The 16,373-nt window shown below is 66.6% G+C and carries 18 protein-coding genes and 1 pseudogene; 17 read left to right on the plus strand and 2 right to left on the minus strand.

Annotated elements, in window-relative coordinates; all coding sequences use genetic code 11:
* Window positions 1-26 precede the first annotated feature (26 nt).
* The 14 genes and pseudogenes from HTIA_RS17455 to HTIA_RS10250 form a co-directional block, all read left to right on the plus strand.
* Window positions 27-140: pseudogene (locus HTIA_RS17455) on the plus strand (NAD(P)-dependent alcohol dehydrogenase); the annotation flags it as partial.
* Window positions 141-225: 85 nt separating this feature from the next.
* Window positions 226-1,149: a ribonuclease Z gene (rnz, locus tag HTIA_RS10190; RefSeq protein ID WP_044951111.1), complete on the plus strand. Its 924-nt coding sequence runs from the start codon at window positions 226-228 to the stop codon at window positions 1,147-1,149.
* A gap of 75 nt (window positions 1,150-1,224) precedes the next feature.
* The gene (locus tag HTIA_RS10195) at window positions 1,225-2,376 is read left to right on the plus strand and encodes a sensor histidine kinase (protein WP_008524012.1); all 1,152 of its coding nucleotides are present in this window, start codon (window positions 1,225-1,227) and stop codon (window positions 2,374-2,376) included.
* A 57-nt stretch (window positions 2,377-2,433) separates the two neighbouring features.
* On the plus strand, window positions 2,434-2,823 hold the full coding sequence (locus HTIA_RS10200) for a VOC family protein (RefSeq protein WP_008524010.1): 390 nt from the start codon (window positions 2,434-2,436) through the stop codon (window positions 2,821-2,823).
* Window positions 2,820-3,689: a polysaccharide deacetylase family protein gene (locus HTIA_RS10205; RefSeq protein ID WP_008524008.1), complete on the plus strand. Its 870-nt coding sequence runs from the start codon at window positions 2,820-2,822 to the stop codon at window positions 3,687-3,689. The genes HTIA_RS10200 and HTIA_RS10205 overlap by 4 nt, the downstream gene beginning before the upstream one ends.
* A gap of 83 nt (window positions 3,690-3,772) precedes the next feature.
* Window positions 3,773-5,749: a DUF460 domain-containing protein gene (locus tag HTIA_RS10210; protein ID WP_020936321.1), complete on the plus strand. Its 1,977-nt coding sequence runs from the start codon at window positions 3,773-3,775 to the stop codon at window positions 5,747-5,749.
* Window positions 5,750-5,827: 78 nt separating this feature from the next.
* Complete coding sequence (locus HTIA_RS10215; RefSeq protein WP_008524005.1) at window positions 5,828-6,352, plus strand: hypothetical protein; 525 nt, start codon at window positions 5,828-5,830, stop codon at window positions 6,350-6,352.
* A 312-nt stretch (window positions 6,353-6,664) separates the two neighbouring features.
* Window positions 6,665-8,134, plus strand: a complete 1,470-nt coding sequence (gene tgtA / locus HTIA_RS10220) for a tRNA guanosine(15) transglycosylase TgtA (RefSeq protein ID WP_008524001.1) — start codon at window positions 6,665-6,667, stop codon at window positions 8,132-8,134.
* Between the two features lie 170 nt (window positions 8,135-8,304).
* Window positions 8,305-8,802 (plus strand): flavin reductase family protein, encoded by a 498-nt coding sequence (locus HTIA_RS10225; protein ID WP_008523999.1) that lies wholly within the window; start codon window positions 8,305-8,307, stop codon window positions 8,800-8,802.
* A gap of 95 nt (window positions 8,803-8,897) precedes the next feature.
* Complete coding sequence (gene arcS / locus HTIA_RS10230) at window positions 8,898-10,646, plus strand: archaeosine synthase subunit alpha (protein WP_008523997.1); 1,749 nt, start codon at window positions 8,898-8,900, stop codon at window positions 10,644-10,646.
* Complete coding sequence (locus HTIA_RS10235) at window positions 10,643-11,059, plus strand: VanZ family protein (protein ID WP_008523996.1); 417 nt, start codon at window positions 10,643-10,645, stop codon at window positions 11,057-11,059. The genes arcS and HTIA_RS10235 overlap by 4 nt, the downstream gene beginning before the upstream one ends.
* A gap of 102 nt (window positions 11,060-11,161) precedes the next feature.
* A complete protein-coding gene (locus HTIA_RS10240; protein ID WP_008523993.1) occupies window positions 11,162-11,758 on the plus strand; it encodes a hypothetical protein in 597 nt (198 codons plus the stop codon).
* The gene (locus HTIA_RS10245) at window positions 11,742-11,984 is read left to right on the plus strand and encodes a hypothetical protein (RefSeq protein ID WP_008523991.1); all 243 of its coding nucleotides are present in this window, start codon (window positions 11,742-11,744) and stop codon (window positions 11,982-11,984) included. Before HTIA_RS10240 ends, HTIA_RS10245 begins: the two co-directional genes overlap by 17 nt.
* Before the next feature lie 51 nt (window positions 11,985-12,035).
* A complete protein-coding gene (locus HTIA_RS10250) occupies window positions 12,036-13,112 on the plus strand; it encodes an archaeosine biosynthesis radical SAM protein RaSEA (RefSeq protein WP_008523989.1) in 1,077 nt (358 codons plus the stop codon).
* A gap of 27 nt (window positions 13,113-13,139) precedes the next feature.
* On the opposite strand, the gene HTIA_RS10255 is transcribed toward HTIA_RS10250, so the two are convergent.
* The gene (locus tag HTIA_RS10255; protein ID WP_008523987.1) at window positions 13,140-13,370 is read right to left on the minus strand and encodes a hypothetical protein; all 231 of its coding nucleotides are present in this window, start codon (window positions 13,368-13,370) and stop codon (window positions 13,140-13,142) included.
* A gap of 162 nt (window positions 13,371-13,532) precedes the next feature.
* Here HTIA_RS10255 and HTIA_RS10260 point away from each other — a divergent pair, with 162 nt between their 5' ends.
* Window positions 13,533-13,760 carry a DUF7860 family protein gene (locus HTIA_RS10260; RefSeq protein ID WP_021029374.1) on the plus strand — a complete coding sequence of 76 codons (228 nt, stop codon included), beginning with the start codon at window positions 13,533-13,535 and terminating at the stop codon, window positions 13,758-13,760.
* A gap of 43 nt (window positions 13,761-13,803) precedes the next feature.
* On the opposite strand, the gene HTIA_RS10265 is transcribed toward HTIA_RS10260, so the two are convergent.
* Window positions 13,804-14,811, minus strand: coding sequence for a hypothetical protein (locus tag HTIA_RS10265; RefSeq protein WP_008523984.1), 1,008 nt, complete (start codon window positions 14,809-14,811; stop codon window positions 13,804-13,806).
* Between the two features lie 179 nt (window positions 14,812-14,990).
* On the opposite strand from HTIA_RS10265, the gene HTIA_RS10270 reads away from it, so the two are divergent.
* Entirely contained in the window at window positions 14,991-15,413 is a 423-nt protein-coding gene (locus HTIA_RS10270; protein WP_008523983.1) for an HIT family protein, read from the plus strand.
* Window positions 15,414-15,482: 69 nt separating this feature from the next.
* Window positions 15,483-16,355: a transcription initiation factor IIB gene (locus HTIA_RS10275; protein WP_044950794.1), complete on the plus strand. Its 873-nt coding sequence runs from the start codon at window positions 15,483-15,485 to the stop codon at window positions 16,353-16,355.
* Window positions 16,356-16,373: the final 18 nt, after the last annotated feature.

The following is a 16,373-nucleotide window of genomic DNA, read 5'->3' on the forward strand; positions in this document are numbered from 1 at the left end:
CGACCGATGTCGTCGACTTCGCCGAGGTCGACCCGACGAAGATGACCACCCACGAGTTCGAGTTCGACGATATTCAGGAGGCCTTCGAGATGATGGAGACCAAAGAAGACGGGATGATCAAGCCGCTGATTCACTTCTAGATCAGTCCAGGCGGTGGTCCTGCAGGGCGACGCCGCCCGGGTCGTTCCGAAGGGGGTTTATCCCTCGCCCGGCGACCGGAAGACGATGCGCGTGACGTTTCTCGGGACGAGCGGCGCGGTGCCGACGACCGAACGCAACCCCTCTGCGGTCATGGTTCGACGGGAAGGCGAGCGACTGCTCTTCGATTGCGGCGAGGGAACCCAGCGCCAGATGATGCACTTCGGGACGGGCTTCGACGTCGCTCACATTTTCGTCTCGCACATGCACGGCGATCACGTGCTGGGGATTCCCGGCTTGCTGCAGACGATGGACTTCAACGACCGCGAGGACCCGCTGGCGATTCACGCGCCACACGGGACCCGGTCACGATTAGAGGACCTCATCTCGGCCACCGGCGATCGGCCGTCCTATCCGCTGCGGATCACGCAGAACGGCCCCGGCGATGTGGTGCTCGACGCCGAGGGCTACGAGGTGCGGGCGGTCGAAACCGAACACCGGACGCAGTCGATCGGCTACGCGCTGGTCGAGGACGACCGGAAGGGTCGCTTCGACCGCGAGAAAGCCGAGCACGAACTCGGCATCTCACCCGGCCCGAAGTACTCGAAACTCCACGCGGGGGAAGCGGTCGAACACGACGGCCGAACCATCCAGCCCGAGGAGGTGGTCGGACCGCCCCGACCAGGGCGAACGGTCGTCTACACCGGCGACACCCGGCCAGTCGGGGCCGTCCTCGAGGCCAGCGAAGACGCCGACCTGTTGATCCACGACGCGACCTTCGGCGACGACCGGGCCGAGCGCGCCCAGCGGACCGGTCACTCGACTGCCCGGGAGGCGGGCTCCCTGGCGGCCGAAGCTGACGTCAAGCGCCTCGCGCTGACGCACATTTCGACGCGATACGCCGGGCAGGGCGACCGCCTCCAGCGGGAAGCTCGCGAGGCGTTCGGCGACGCCGCCTTCGTCGCAAGCGACGGCCAGGCAGTCGACGTGCCGTATCCGGACGACGGGTGAGACGAGCCAGCAGGGCCGTCACACGGTCTCACGGATCACGGAACAGTTACGCCGACGTATCCATTGCATTCGTCAATGGCAAAACAGCGGGCCGACGCTGCCCTCGCCGGGGCGCTTTCGACCGTCTCGCCGTGGGGTGTCCGCCTCGTCTGTGCCGGCGTCATAGCAGCGACAGGACTCGCAGCCGGCCTCGTTCCGTTCGCTCGCCTGTTCGCCATGCCAGCCGGTGTCTCCGGGCCGGTGGTGGGTGTCTTCGCTCCGGTACTGTTCGGCGGGGCCGTCCTGGCCGGTGGCTACTGGCTCGCACGGAGTGACTTCGACGGATCGCTGGCTGCCGCGGTCACGATCTGGTGGTTTCTAGGGACGGCCTTCGGTGCGTTCACGGCGCTGGGTCTCGTCGCCTATCAGATCGGGGCCGGCGTCAGTGTCGCTGACGTGGCGATCGTCCTCAGCGCAATCGCGTCGATCGGTGGCGTCGGTGGCCTTCTCGTCGGTCGTTACGACGTCAGAAGCCAGCGCCGACGACGCGAACTCGAACGCGAACACGAACGCCTCGCGGACGAACGCCAGAAACTCGTGCTGCTCAACCGGATCGTCCGCCACGACATCGGCAACGACCTCCAGATCATCAGCGGGATGAGTGGACACCTCGAGACTCACGTCGACGAGGGCGGTGCGGAGTACCTTGCCCGCGTCCAGCGGACGACCGAAGAGGCGATCCAGTTGACCGAGCAGGTCCGGGCGTTCGTCACGTCGCTCGGCGAGAGTGAGTATTCGACGAAGCGCCGGATATCCCTCCAGCGCGTGCTGGATACCCAAGTTCAGAACACGCGCGAAGTCTACCGGGAGGCGTCGGTTTCTGTCGACGGCGAGGTCCCGGACGTCGAAATATACGCCGACGAACTCCTTTCGACGCTCTTTCACAACCTCCTGTCGAACGCCGTCGAACACAACGACCGGGACTACCCCTCGGTCGAAGTGAGGGTCGAACGCGACAACGAGTCGGTCACGGTCTCCATCGCAGACGACGGGCCAGGCATCCCACCCGCGGAGCGCGAACGGCTCCGCGGCGTCGATACTGACCCGGATCCGTCCGGCGAGTCGGGCCTCGGGCTGTATATCGTCGGGATGCTCCTCGAGCGCTACGACGGGTCTGTTTCGATCGACGACCGGAAGCCCCGCGGGACAGTCGTCACCGTCGAGTTGCCGATCGCAGACGGCGAGTGATTCCGACAGATCGGTCCGACAGTAACTGTCATTTGTCACCGGCTGGAATGGCGAGACATGGAACTGTCACACGTCGCGATCTGGGTGACCGACCTCGACCGATCCCTCGAATTCTACGGGGCGCTGGGCTTCGAGCGGGCGTGGTCGTTCACCGACGAGGGCGTCGAGAACGTCTACGTCCGTGGCGAGGGCGGCGAACTCCAGTTGCGCCACGACCCCGACCGGACGACGCCGATCGCACCCTCGCGGGCCGATACCGACCACGTCGCACTGAGTGTCGATGATCGGGACGCCGTCGACGCTGCGGTCGAAGCCGCCGTCGAAGCCGGGGGCTCCGTCGTCGCCGATCCCCACGCCGTCGAGGCGGCCGACGCCTACGCCGCGTTCGTCGAGGACCCCGACGGCTACACGCTCGAATTCGTCGCGCCGCTGGAGGGCGAGCAATGACCGACGCTCGCCTCGCGCTCGTCTTCGACGACGGGTATCGCAGCGACTTCGACATGCTCCGTCCCGCCCTCGCCGAACTCGACGCTCCGATGACGCTCGCGATCGTCCCCGGGTGGCTCGGCGGCGATGACCACGTCACGCCCGAGGAACTCCGGACGCTCGCCGAGGACGGTCACGAAATCCTCTCGCACGGCCGTCGCCACCGGTATCTGGGAACCCACCGCGTGACCGCAGACGTTTCGGCTGGCGACCGGCGAGTTACCCTGGACGATCACGTCTTCCCCGAGGACGATCACGGCGTCTACGTCGGCGACGACTACGAGATCACCGACGGTGAGGAGAGCGAGACGGTGACACTCGCCGAAAAGGCAGGCACCGACGACGAACCGATCATGGCATTCGAGACCGCGCTGTCGGCGGAGTACGCCGCCGGCGAGGCGGTCGTCCGCCCGGCGATGGACACGATCGAGGACGAGATCGTCGGCGTCCGCGAGGAATTCGACGAGCTTGGCTTCGATCCGACGGGGTTCGTCTTTCCCTACGACGCCACCGATCCCCGAGCCTGGGCGGTCGCGAGCGAGGAATACGATACTATCGCGAACGCGGCCGTCCGGTCGCTGCCGAACCCGCCGGGGACGCTCCCGACGAACTGGCGGCGGTACTACCTCCAGACGGACCACCTGACCCGCCCGGAGATCGAATCGTACCTCGATACCCTCGCCGAGCAGGGCGGCGTTGGCATCCTCGCCGGCCACAGCGACTGGGCGTCGGTCCCCGAGGAGCGCGTGACCTGGACCGTCGAGGCCGCCCGCGAGCGCGGGATCGACGTGACGACGCTCCGTGAGGCGGCCGAGCGCGTTGAGTAGGTCCCGACTGCGTCGGCGTGGGTGACTGAAACCATCCCATCCGGCGTCATGGGTTTATACTGCTGAGACACCTAGGTGTCCACGTGCAACGGACGGCTGCCCTGGACGACGTGATCTTCGGCGTGGACGTCCAGAGCGGGGACGTGCGGGGGGATGCGCCCTCCTACGCGCTGGTCATCTTCGACGGCGAGCGCATCGAGCGAGACGTGGTGAGCCGCCGGAAACTCCGGCGACTCATCGACGACGAAGCGCCGGCGATCGTCGCCACGGACAATATGTACGAACTCGCCGCGGACAAGGACGCCCTCGTCCACTTCCTCCGGGAGTTACCCGACGGAACCCGACTCGTCCAGGTTACCGGCGACGAACAGCCCGAACCGCTCTCGCGGGTCGCTTCCCGTCACGGCGTCCCCTACGGCAAGGACCCGATGAAAGAGGCCGAGGCTGCGGCCCGACTCGCGGCCGGCAACGTCGGCTACGAGGTGTCGGCGTTCAGCGACACGACCCAGGTGAAGGTCGCCCGCGGGCGCTCGACCGGCGGCGGTGGCGGCTGGAGCGAGGACCGATTCACCCGGCGGATCCACGGCTCCGTGAAGAAGCGCGCCCGCGAGGTCGAGCGCGAACTCGAGGACGCAAATCTCGACTACGATCGGGAGGTGACCGAGAAGTACGGCGGCTTCTCGAACGCAGTTTTCGAGGTCGAAGCCCCGCCCGAGGCCATCCCCGTCTCCCGGGAACGGTCGGGCGATACCAGAATCGAGATCGAGCGCGAGCGCTTAGAGGGGATCGAGTTCGAGCCCCTGGCCCACCGGCGCGATCACGTCGTCGTCGGCGTCGATCCCGGGACGACCACCGCGATCGCCGTCGTGGGCCTCGACGGCGAGGTGCTCGACGTCCACTCCACCCGGACCGCCGACACCGCCGCAGTCATCGAATGGATCGTCGAACGCGGGCGACCGATCGTCGTCGCCGCGGACGTCACGCCGATGCCCGAGACCGTCGAGAAGCTCCGGCGGAGTTTCGACGCCGCCGGCTGGACTCCCGAAAGCGACCTCCCTGTCGACGAGAAACTCCACCGGACGCGCAAGCAGCCATACGACAACGACCACGAGCGCGACGCGCTGGCGGCCGCACTCGAAGCCTTCGACGATCACGCCGATCAGTTCGAACGCGTCGCCGCGAAAGTCCCGCCGCGCGAGGAAGTCGGCCCCGTGCTGGCTCGCGTCGTCGCCGGCGAGGAAAGCGTCGAGAGCGTCCTGGACGACCTCGCGGACGACGAGGGCGAACCCACCGAAACCACCGAACACACGCCACGCGAACTCACCGCCGAGGAGAAACAGATCAAGCGCCTGCAGGACCGCGTCGACCGACTCGAGTCCCACGTCGAAGACCTCGACGAGACGATCGAGGCGAAAGACGAGACGATTACCGAGTACGAGGAGAAACTCGAGGAAGCACGCAGCGAGCAGCGAGCGGAGACGCGAAAACGGCGGGAAGTCACCCGCCTTGAGCGGGAGAACGACCGGCTCGAACGCGAACTCCAGAGCGAGCGTGAGCGAGTCGAGGACCTGGAGGGCAAACTCGAACGCCTGAAAGCGCTCTGGAAACTCGATCACTCGAACTTCGCCGACGTCGAGGAGACAAAGGAGGGACTGGTGCCCGTGAAGGTCGTCGAGAAGTTCACGACCGCGGCGATCGAGGACGCCGACGACCGCTTCGGCCTCGCCGAGGGTGACATCATCCTCTTTCGGGACGCGACGGGCGCGGGCCGCTCGACAGCCGAGCGGTTGGCAGAGCTCGACCCGAAACTCGTCCTCCGGACCGGCGGGCTCTCGGATGTCGCAGACGAGGTGCTCTTCGAGGAGGACGTCCCGGTCGCGCCGGCCGAGAACGTCACCGTCCAGGAGGTCGACGAACTCGCCGTCGCCCGCGAGCGCGAAGTCGAGGCCGCTATCGAGGAGTGGCGCGAGTACGCAAGCGAGCGCGAGAAGGCCCGGACCGCGGAGATGGTCGACACGCTGATCAGCGAGCACCGGGCGTCGGGCCACGGCGGGAGCTGACGCGCCGGCAGTCGTTCCGGCGTGGCCAGCCGCGATCGAAACCAGTCTCGATTTTACCCTCGCCGTTCACGGCCCCGTATGGACCAATTTGTCGCCGAGAACCTCGACCGGTACGGAGACACCCAGGGGGTCCTGCCCGAGCGGCTGGACGAATTCGGCGAGCGGTACCGCCGGCAGGGCCACTTGACGCGCGACCAGCTGTACGAACTGGCCTACGAGACCGCGACCCGGAGCGCATATCACGTCGAGTCCAACTCCGAAGGGCGGTGTATCGAAGTGACCCGGAACGTCCGCCGCGTCGACGGGGACTTCTCGCAGGTGCAATTGCTCTCCGGCCTCTCGGGATTCAAAGCCCCCGTCGCCTCGGCGGTTTTGACGGCGCTGGATCCCGAGCGCCACGCCGTAGTGGACACCCGCGTTTGGGCCGCCCTGGAGCGACTGGACTATCTCGACGGGCGCAAGGAGGACTTCGACGCCGCTGAGTACGTCGCGATGATCGCTCCCATTCGGGAGATCGCCGGGGAGACGGGCCATTCACCCGCGGAGGTCGGGTACGCGCTGTTCGCTTACGACGACCACGTCCGGGAGGGCACGCTTCACTGACGCTCGGGGATCGGGCCAGGCACGGACCGGGGGGCGAACGCTCTCTTGCCCTTACTCCGGGCCGGGTTCCTCGGGAGTCGAGTCGCCGCCGCGCAGTTTGACGGCGGCGAAGGCAACGGTTGCGAGCGCGGCGACACCGGCGATGAGTTTCATTTTCGAACGCATATCCCGTAGTTGGGCGGTCTAGGATATAAACCGGCGACCAGAGCTTCCGAGCCAGCAGTGCACCAGTGAGCCGCCGTTAGAGCGCACTCGGCGGCCTGGGCCGGCCGCAAGCGGAATTCTTAGGCCCGCCGATCACCCAGGACGGCTATGCGCGATCACTTCGAACTCCAGGCCTACGACGCCGGGGGACGACTCGGGGAGTTGACCGTCCCGCGGGCGGACGTCACCGTCGAGACGCCGGCCCTCTTGCCGGTCGTCAACCCCCACCACGAGACGATCGAACCCGGACGCCTCGAGGAGTTCGGAGCCGAGATGCTGATCACGAACAGCTACGTCATCTACGGGAGTGACGAGGTTCGAGAGCCCGCTCTCGAAGACGGCCTGCACGAACTGCTGGACTTTTCTGGCGCGATCATGACCGACTCGGGATCCTTCCAGCTCGCCGAGTACGGCGAAATCGACGTCACGAACACGGAGATCCTGGAGTTCCAGCGCGAGATCGGCTCGGATGTCGGGACGCCAGTAGACATCCCGACGCCGCCCGATGCCGACCGCGAGCAGGTCGAACGCGAGATGGAGACGACCCAGCATCGCCTCGACGCGGCCGCCGACTTCGACGCTGGCGAGATGCTCGTCAACGCACCGATCCAGGGAGCGACCTACCCCGACCTCCGCGAGCAGGCCGCCCGCGACGCCTACGCGACCGGACTCGACGTCTTCCCGATCGGCGCGATGGTGCCACTCATGAACGACTACCGCTACGGGGAGATGATCGACGCCGTCGCCGGGGCGAAACGTGGCCTGGGCGAGGACGCCCCGGTCCACCTCTTCGGCGCGGGCCACCCCATGATGTTCGCCCTCGCGGTCGCGGCCGGGTGTGATCTCTTCGATTCGGCGGCCTACGCGCTGTACGCCCGCGACGGCCGGTATCTCACGGTTCGCGGGACCGAGCACCTCGACGAGATGGAATACTTCCCGTGTGAGTGTCCCGTCTGTTCGGCACACACGCCCGCGGAACTTCGGGAGATGGACGACGACGAGCGCACCAAGCTACTGGCCGAGCACAACCTCCACGTCTCCTTCGGCGAGATGCGACGCATCAAGGGGGCGATCCGACAGGGGAATCTCCTCGAACTCGTCGAGACGCGTGCCCGCGCGCACCCGACGATGCTCGACGGCTATCGAGCCCTGCTCGAACACGTCGACCAGCTCGAAGCGACGGATCCCGCCTCGAAGGACGCCTTCTTTTATCTCTCGGGGGAGAGCGCCGACCGACCGGAGGTTCGGCGCCACCACGAACGATTGGCCCGGGTGTCGCCACCCGCGGAACTCCTGCTCGCGAGCGATCCAGACGCCCACGCGGGGGCCGACGCGGCGGTCTGGGCGGTCGAGCCCCCGTTCGGTCCGGTCCCGCGCGGGCTCGATCAGACCTATCCACTCACGGCCGAACTCCCCGAGCGCCTCGACGACCGGGCCTACCGGGCGGCGGCTCGCGGAATTACCCGGCTGGCCGAGACCAGCGACGCCGACATCACGCTGGTTGACGACGGCTGGCCCGCGAGCGCGCTCGATATCCTCGCCGACAGCGTCGACAGATCTCCGGCGTCGGGGGAGTGACTGGCGATCCCGGGGGTGTCTGACACTTGGAAACGGCGTCCCTACCAGCAACTGTCTCCGGGGACAGCAAGGGGACATACCGGTCGAACCATACGATGGGGCATGAGACAGCTACTGATTGGACGGAGCACGTCGACGACCTGGGCCCGAGCACGGAGTGATCGGTGACGATGGTCGACGCCGAGCAGTTTCGGTCCGTCCTCGGCCAGTTCGCGACTGGTGTGACCGTCGTGACGCTGCCGGGTGACCCGCCACACGGCATCACCGTCAGCGCCTTCGCCAGCCTGTCGATAGACCCGCCGCTCGTGTTGATCTCGCTCGACCACGACACCGACGCCCACCGGCGACTCGCCGACGGAGACGACGACGGGTTCGCCGTCAACATCCTCGCCCGTGACCAGCGCGAGGTCGGCGAGTTCTTCGCGGGCATGACCGACGACGGCGACCCGCTCGCCGAGGCGACCGACGCGCCGGCCACGGGTGCGCCCGTCTTCGGCGACGACCTCGCGTACGTCGATTGCTCGCTGTACGACAGCTTCGAGGCGGGCGATCACACGGTCTACGTCGGGCGCGTCGAGGCGGCCGACGTCCTGAACCCAGAGGCCGAACCGCTCACCTATCACCGCGGCGAGTGGGGGACGATTCCGGCGGCGGCAAGCGACGCCTGACCGCGAGATCAACCGACGTCGTCCGCGGGCGAACAGCCAGGCCCCCTCGTCCAGGACTGGAAAGATAGTTGTGAGCGCGTCTCCGAATGAGTTCCATGACCGAGTACTTCGAAGTGATCGACCGGGACGGGGCCGCCAGGATCGGCGACCTCCGACTCGCCGCGTCGATCACCACGCCGGCGCTGGTCGACGACGTGCTTGCCGACGCCGGCAGCCTCTGGACGACGGATCGCCAGGTTCCCGAGGGCGACGAGGAGACGCTGACCGTCCTCCCGTATCGCGGGTTCCCGGCCGGGACGCCCGGGGAGGTCCAGACGGCCTTCGACCCCGCCGTCCCGGACGTCGAGTATCCCAGTGCCGCCGTCGTCTCCCCCGAGACGGCCGCCGATCACGGCACTGACGCGTACGTCCTCTCCGGCGGGCCGGGACTGGTCGGTCACAGCGAGGCGTTCGTCGAGGCCATCGTCGAAACTCGCGAGTCGATCCCGCCGGACGCCGGACTCTATCTCCCGGGGGTTGCCACGCCCGGCAACGTCGCCACCCTCGCGTATGCGGGCGTCGACCTCTTCGACACTGATCGGGCCGTCGTCCGCGGGACCCAGGGCTGGTATCTCACCCGCGACGGCGAGTACCGACTCGACGACCTCGAGGAACTCCCGTGTTCGTGCCCGGCGTGCCAGCAGGACGTCGACGAGTTCGACCGGGAGGACTGCGTCGAGCACAACGAGAACGTCCTGGAAGCCGAGATCAGGACCGTTCGCAACCGGATTCGCGATGGACGACTTCGGGACTACATCGAGGGCCAGGCCCGCCACGAGCAGTGGCTGACCGCGACCGTCCGGCGGCTCGACGACGAGTACGCCTACCTCGAACAGCGCACGCCGCTGCTCCGGAAGGCCGAGATCACGGCGTCGACCGACGACACCCTCCGGCGGGTCGAGATCCAGCGCTTCGCCGAGCGCGTCACCGACCGCTATCGCAACCGGTTCGACGCGCCCCTCGTTCTGGTCCCGTGCTCGGCGACCAAACCCTACAGCGAGTCCCAGAGCCACGGCCAGTTCCGCGAGGCGATCAACTACCGCGGCCACGTCGCCTCGATGACCTCGCCGATCGGCGTCGTCCCCCAGGAACTCGAACTCACCTACCCGGCCCAGCACTACGACACCGTCGTGACCGGCCGGTGGTCCGAAACTGAAATCGAATTCGTCGCGGACATCCTCGAAGCCTACCTCGCGGCCAACGACTACCCGCGTGTCATCGCTCACGTCCCGGCGGACTATCAGGCGATCACCGAGCGCGTCGAGGATCGCCTCGATGTCGAGTTCGAATACACCGTCGCCGATCACCCCACGACTGACGAATCACTGGCGAACCTTTCGGAGGCGCTCGCCGGCGAACCCAAGTACCGCAAGCGCGAGCGCCAGCACAACGTGATCCGCGCCATCGCCGACTACCAGTTCGGCGCGGGCGCTGGCGACGAACTCTTCGGCGAGTTCACCGTCGAGAGTCGGTATCCCAAGCTCCGGGTTCGAGACGGCGAGGGCGAGCAACTCGCCGCGATGGTGCCCGAGTACGGCGTCCTCGCGCTGACGCTCGCCGGCGCTCGACAGTGGGTCGACGCTGACCTCCCCACCAAGCGCGTCGAGATCGACGACTTCGTGCCCCACGGGAGCGTCCTCGCGCCGGGGATCGTCGACGCCGACGAGTCGATCCGCGTCGGCGACGAGGTGATCTTCGAGGGGCCCTCCGCCTTCGCGATCGGCCGCGCGAACATGAGCGGCCCGGAGATGGTCGCCAGTTCGCGGGGCATCGCCAGCGAGGTTCGCCACGTCGAAGAAAAATGAGCGAGAGGGGCCGGCGAGGCGACCGGCCGCTGCGGTGGCTAGTCGGCCTCGTCGTCGCGGCGATCCTCTTCGTCGCGGCAGTCGTCGAACCCTCGCCGGGGATCGCCCGATACGGGCCGTTTGGCATCTTCACCCGGGCGATCTGGCTCCACGCCTTCGGGTACGCCTTCCTCAGTCTGACGCTTTTGTACGCACTGCTGGACACCCCCGACGGTCCGACGGTCTCCCCGCTCGTCGTGCCGGTCATCGTCGTGGCCTACGGAACCCTGCTCGAACTCGTTCAGCTGTTGATTCCCTACCGCACCTTTGCCGTCGGGGACATCCTTGCGGACGCTGTGGGAGCCGTCGCGGTGGTCGCCGTATGGGCGTACGGTCGAGCCGCGCTGTCGGCGCTCGGGTTTCGGCGGTCGTGAGGAGGTATCGCCGGTTATCGATCGAACGTCGATCGCTGTCTGATCAGGAACTGTCGGTGACAGGAGCGGTTTTTTGTAGCTACGGGTGGGACTTACTCACCAATGAGCGGTATCGAACTCCGTGGCGACGTCTTGTCCGTCGATCGGGAGCCGACGACGCTCGATCGACTGGCGATCGACGTCTCCGCTATCCTTGCCGATCTCGACATCGATCACGCGCTGGTCGCCGGGTACGTCGCGATCCTCGCCGGTCGGGCCCGGAGTACCGAGGACATCGATCTGATTCTCGAACCGCTCGATCGTGTTCAGTCACGGAATCTCGTCGCCGCGCTCGAAGACGCGGGGTTCTGGGGATCGACGACGCCGCTGTCGGAACTGTCCACGATGCTCTCGAGCGGCGGGAACGTTCGCGTCGCTCCCGAGGGCGAAGTCGTCCCGAACATCGAACTCTCGTACGCCACCGACCGGTTCGATCGGGCGTCGATCGAAAACGCCATCACGGCCTCCATCGGCGGACACGAACTCCCTATCGGGCCGCTCGAACTCCAGATCGCGTACAAACTGTATCTCGGATCACAGAAGGATTTCGAGGACGCGATCCACCTCCACGGGATGTTCGGAGAAAGTCTTAGTGAGCGCGAACTCGAACGATGGGTAGACGCGCTCGGCGTCGAGGACGCATATGACCGACTCGAGTGAGCCACTGGCCGAGAAACACGAGCGCAACCGCGAGCAGCGCATCGCTGAGATCGAGCGGTGGGTGGCCTACATCCAGGAGAACCCGCCGGACGTCTGGGGCCCGCAACTCAATTCGCTCATCGAATCCCAACTGGAGGCGGCACGCGAGTCGGGCGTCTCCGCGGCGCAGCGCGAGCGGGTCGAACAGGCAGGTCGGGAGTGGGCGAAAGAAGAGCGCGAAACGTAGGTTCCGGTCGTCCCGCAGGGGCTTTAGGGGTTGACCGGCTATCCGTTTCCAATGAGCCAGCCGAGTCCGGACGTCTACGAGCAGGGACGGGGCATGGACGCCCACAACCAGGTGATGCGGGAGATCCGAGCCCGCAACGACGCCTCCTACGAACCCGACGAGCCCACCCGGGTCTGGATCGACCGGGACAACACGCCCGACGGCGTACTCGATTCGCTGACGATCGTCCTCAACACCGGCGGGTGTCGGTGGGCACGGGCCGGCGGCTGCACGATGTGTGGCTACGTCGCCGAGAGCGTCGACGGCGGCACGGTCGCCCACGCGGACCTCCTCGCCCAGATCGACGCCGCGCTCGAACAGGAACGCGAGACCCACGACGGCACCTGTCGGCAGGTCAAGATCTACACGTCGGGGAGCTTCCTCGACGAGCGCGAGGTCCCCGCCGAGACGCGGGGGGCCATCGCCGAGCGCTTCGGCGACCGCGATCGGATCGTCGTCGAGTCCCTGCCCGATTTCGTCGACCGCGAGAAGATCGCTGACTTTCGCGAGCAAGGGCTCGAAACCGATGTCGCAATCGGTTTAGAGACGGCGACAGATCGGGTCCGTCACGACTGCGTCAACAAGTACTTCGACTTCGCCGACTTCGAGGACGCCTGCGCGGAGGCCGTCGCCGCCGACGCCGGCGTGAAGGCCTATCTCCTCATGAAGCCGCCCTTCCTCAGCGAGAGCGAGGCCATCGACGACATGATCTCTTCTGTCAAGCGGTGTGGGGCCGTCGAGGGCTGCCACACCGTCTCGATGAACCCGACGAACGTCCAGCGCTACACCATGGTCGAACAGCTCTATTTCGACGGCGGCTACCGCCCGCCGTGGCTCTGGAGTGTCGTCGAAGTCCTCCGGGAGACGGTCGAGGAAGACGTCACCGTCGTCTCGGATCCCGTCGGCCACGGCAGCGACCGCGGGCCGCACAACTGCGGGGAGTGTGACGACCACGTCCAGACGGCGATCAAGGATTTCAACCTCCGGCAGGACCCGAGCGTCTTCTCGCAGGTCGAGTGTGAGTGTGAACGAACCTGGGAGGCAGTCCGGGAGCGCGAGAAAAACTACTCGCTGCCGCTGGCGCAGTGAGCGGGAGACGGGGGTCGTCGAAACGTGCTACCCGTCGGTGATGGCCATGAGCCGCGGGACGGCTTCGTCCCGGACCAGTTTCGCGCCCGCGACCAGCAGGAGTGTGCCGACGACAATTTCCCAGACACCGATGACTTGCTGGCCGGCCGCGAGGTTCTCGAAGGCAGCGGATTCGGCGACGAACCCGACGAGGGTCAGGACGCCAGCCAACAGCCCCATCGCGAGGCCGGTCAGTTGCTCGGTCAAGACGTTTAGCATAGCTGTCTTTAGGAGAACTGGTGATTATGACTCTTTTCGTTCGGTCGCCAGCGTCGACGAGGCGGACGCCAGTGTCGCCCTGGCCAATCGCACCGCGGATATCTGCGCTCGGGGAGACGCATGACGAAATCGTTATATTTTCGCCCGGAAAACGACACGACGATGGCACCGACTCGGGACATGGATTACGCAACGTGGACGAAAAACAGCTTTCTCCTCGGCGTTGCCCTCCTCGCGATCGGCGCAGTAGGGCACGTTCTCGGCCCCACACTGATCGGCCAACTACCGGAGTGGGAGGCAACGCTACTGCTCGATCTGGAGATCAGCGGCGTGTTGATCGGGCTCATCGCGCCCTTTACCTTCGGCATCGTCCTCCCGCTGACGGAGTAGGGGGCCGATCAGCCAGCGGCGCTGTGGACGCCTTCGCGTCGTCTCAGAAGAACGCGGCCGCCTCAGTAGCGTAGTCTTCGGGCGGGACGTCGACGACGCTCTCGTCGTGGAGCGTGGCGAAAAAGGGCGAGTCCGACCAGTAGTACTGCTCGAAGACCGCCCGGGAGACCAGGTCGATCACCGGCGGGTTCGCCGGGTCGCCGTCCTGGAGCGTGAGCGCGAGGTTGAAGCTGTTGTGACCGGCCGACCCGTAGTAGTCGAGGACGTTGACGATGCCGGCCGCCAGGTCCTCGACGACCGGGTCCGTCGGGTCGGGGACGTCCACGCCCGGCGCGACACCGCGGACGTGGCGGTGGTGTTTGGGCGCGTACGGCGCGACCCACTCGACGGCCCCGGTCGAGCCGATATATCGGTCGGACTCGGTCGTCTCCGAGATCGCGTCGTCCCAGTAGGAGGCGTCGTGTTCCTCGCGGTAGGCGCGGGCCGCCTCGGCGCGGTCGGCCTGGCGGTTCGTCCCACATTCGTCGATCAGCGTCTGCATGTGCGGGTGGATGATGCTGCTGCCGGCCGGCCGGAGGAAGTTCATGTTGATCGAGGCGTACTCGTCAGCGGCGTCGGACTCGAAGGCCACGTCGACGAACTCCAGGGCGGCCGCCAGCCCGTCGGTGAACTGCTCGACGGTGAACTCGTCGATCGGGACGTAGTGGTCCTCGGTGAGGACGACGACGTTGGAGTGATCGCCGTAGGGGTTGAGATTCGGGAAGGAGGTCGCCTCGCCCCACTCTCCACGATCGAACCCGACCCAGTCGGGGTAGGTCGGTGTCGCGTCGGTGACCATGTCGGGACAGAAGAAACAGCCCTCCCTGTCCCCGACGACGGCCGCGATGTCGGGGTCGCCCTCCGGTCGAACGAAGTTCTCCGAGACGATCCGGGACTGGCGTCCGGTGAGGGGATCCTCCCGGACCTCTGTCTCGACTGATACCTCCTCGAAGTCCTCGAGGGGACTGTGAAACCACGTCGTCTGGGTCGCAGGATCGAAGTCGAACGTCATCGTGGGCGCGTACGGCCAGCGCGCTAAAAAAGGTACCCGCGGGACAGTCCTCATACTGCCGGCTGTGAGTTCGTAAAGATATTCGCCACACCGGGGTGGCGAATTCCTTCAGTCTGTTACAGCCGGCAGTATCAGTCCGGACCCGGCGGTTTTTGACCCGTGCAGTCATCACTCCGGGTATGTCCGACTGCGTGTTCTGTTCGATCGTCGAGGGCGAACTACCGAGCCACACCGTCCACGAGACGGCGGACGCACTGGCGTTTCTCGACGCCAACCCGCTCGCGAGGGGGCACACGCTCGTGGTTCCGAAGGATCACCACGAGCGCCTCGCCGACGTCCCATCCGAGACGGCAACGGGATTCTACGAAGCGCTACACGACGTCGTGCCTGCCGTCGAGGCGGCCGTCGACGCCCCGGCAACCACTGTCGCGGTCAACAACGGTGAACCCGCCGGTCAAGAGGTTCCGCACGTCCACGCTCACGTTATCCCTCGCTTTCCAGACGACGACGCCGGGCCGGTTCACGCGCTCTTTGCCAGACGCCCCCGGTTTTCGGACGCTGAACAGGACGCCATCGCGGAAGAAATCACGATCAATATCTGATATTGGGTAGTGTTGTATGAGAGTGAAATCAGTAGATTAATTACGACAAGTTGTCTTCTTTCGATCGCTGTGCACGCGCCAGGGACATCGGGGGACTGCCCGGAATGTTCGGGGGAACTGATGCGTGACGGCCAGGAAGCAATCTGCAGCGAGTGTGGACTGGTCGTCTCGGAAGCACGAATCGACCACGGTCCGGAGTGGCGATCGTTCGACGACGATCAGACCGATCGCCGCCGGACCGGACCGCCGGTTTCGCGGTCGCGACACGATCACGGGCTGTCAACCCGGATCGGCCGCGACCGTGGCGCGCCGCCGCGACGCCGACGTCGGATCGCGCGGTTGCGCCGTCAACACCGGCGGTCCCAGACGTCCTCGAAGGCCGAGCGGAACCTGATGTACGGCATCATGGAGATCCGCCGGCTCGTGGGTCGGCTGTCGCTATCCCGGAGTTTCCGTGAGGACGCCTGCGTCCTGTTCGAAACGTCCCAGGGAGAGGGACTGTTACACGGGCGCTCCATCGAGGGGATGGCCGCCGCCGCGGTGTACGCCGTGTGTCGGATCGCCGGCGTCTCGCGGACGGTCGAGGAAGTCTCGACGGTCGCTCACGCCAGCGAGGACGAACTGACGGTCGCCTACACTGCACTCAACCGCGAGTTGGGACTCGAAACCGGGCCGATCGATCCCCGGGAGTACCTGCCGCGGTTCGCCAGCCGGCTGGATCTCCGCGTCGACGTCGAGCGCCGCGCACGCGAACTCGCGTCGTTCGTCACCGAGGAGAACCTGGCCGGCGGTCGTGCGCCCAGCGGGGTGGCCGCGGCGTGTCTGTACACGGCCGCCCGAGAGGGGGACGCCGACGTCACGCAACGCGAGGTTGCCGACGTCGCAGGGGTGGCACCCGCAACGCTCCGCTCGACGTATCAGGACGTGCACAGCAAAGCGTAGGCGACGACGGCGGGGGGA

It is taken from the genome of Halorhabdus tiamatea SARL4B (assembly GCF_000470655.1).
Lineage (GTDB): Archaea > Halobacteriota > Halobacteria > Halobacteriales > Haloarculaceae > Halorhabdus > Halorhabdus tiamatea.

What these genes read in the sequence shown, in the direction of transcription:
- HTIA_RS10265 (WP_008523984.1), bottom strand. Translation starts at nt 14,811, where the DNA reads ATGACGTTCGACTTCGATCCTGCGACCCAGACGACGTGGTTTCACAGT.
- rnz (WP_044951111.1), top strand. Translation starts at nt 226, where the DNA reads ATGCGCGTGACGTTTCTCGGGACGAGCGGCGCGGTGCCGACGACCGAA.
- tgtA (WP_008524001.1), top strand. Translation starts at nt 6,665, where the DNA reads ATGCGCGATCACTTCGAACTCCAGGCCTACGACGCCGGGGGACGACTC.
- arcS (WP_008523997.1), top strand. Translation starts at nt 8,898, where the DNA reads ATGACCGAGTACTTCGAAGTGATCGACCGGGACGGGGCCGCCAGGATC.
- HTIA_RS10235 (WP_008523996.1), top strand. Translation starts at nt 10,643, where the DNA reads ATGAGCGAGAGGGGCCGGCGAGGCGACCGGCCGCTGCGGTGGCTAGTC.
- HTIA_RS10240 (WP_008523993.1), top strand. Translation starts at nt 11,162, where the DNA reads ATGAGCGGTATCGAACTCCGTGGCGACGTCTTGTCCGTCGATCGGGAG.
- HTIA_RS10205 (WP_008524008.1), top strand. Translation starts at nt 2,820, where the DNA reads ATGACCGACGCTCGCCTCGCGCTCGTCTTCGACGACGGGTATCGCAGC.
- HTIA_RS10260 (WP_021029374.1), top strand. Translation starts at nt 13,533, where the DNA reads ATGGCACCGACTCGGGACATGGATTACGCAACGTGGACGAAAAACAGC.
- HTIA_RS10255 (WP_008523987.1), bottom strand. Translation starts at nt 13,370, where the DNA reads ATGCTAAACGTCTTGACCGAGCAACTGACCGGCCTCGCGATGGGGCTG.
- HTIA_RS10195 (WP_008524012.1), top strand. Translation starts at nt 1,225, where the DNA reads ATGGCAAAACAGCGGGCCGACGCTGCCCTCGCCGGGGCGCTTTCGACC.
- HTIA_RS10270 (WP_008523983.1), top strand. Translation starts at nt 14,991, where the DNA reads ATGTCCGACTGCGTGTTCTGTTCGATCGTCGAGGGCGAACTACCGAGC.
- HTIA_RS10215 (WP_008524005.1), top strand. Translation starts at nt 5,828, where the DNA reads ATGGACCAATTTGTCGCCGAGAACCTCGACCGGTACGGAGACACCCAG.
- HTIA_RS10245 (WP_008523991.1), top strand. Translation starts at nt 11,742, where the DNA reads ATGACCGACTCGAGTGAGCCACTGGCCGAGAAACACGAGCGCAACCGC.
- HTIA_RS10200 (WP_008524010.1), top strand. Translation starts at nt 2,434, where the DNA reads ATGGAACTGTCACACGTCGCGATCTGGGTGACCGACCTCGACCGATCC.
- HTIA_RS10250 (WP_008523989.1), top strand. Translation starts at nt 12,036, where the DNA reads ATGAGCCAGCCGAGTCCGGACGTCTACGAGCAGGGACGGGGCATGGAC.
- HTIA_RS10225 (WP_008523999.1), top strand. Translation starts at nt 8,305, where the DNA reads ATGGTCGACGCCGAGCAGTTTCGGTCCGTCCTCGGCCAGTTCGCGACT.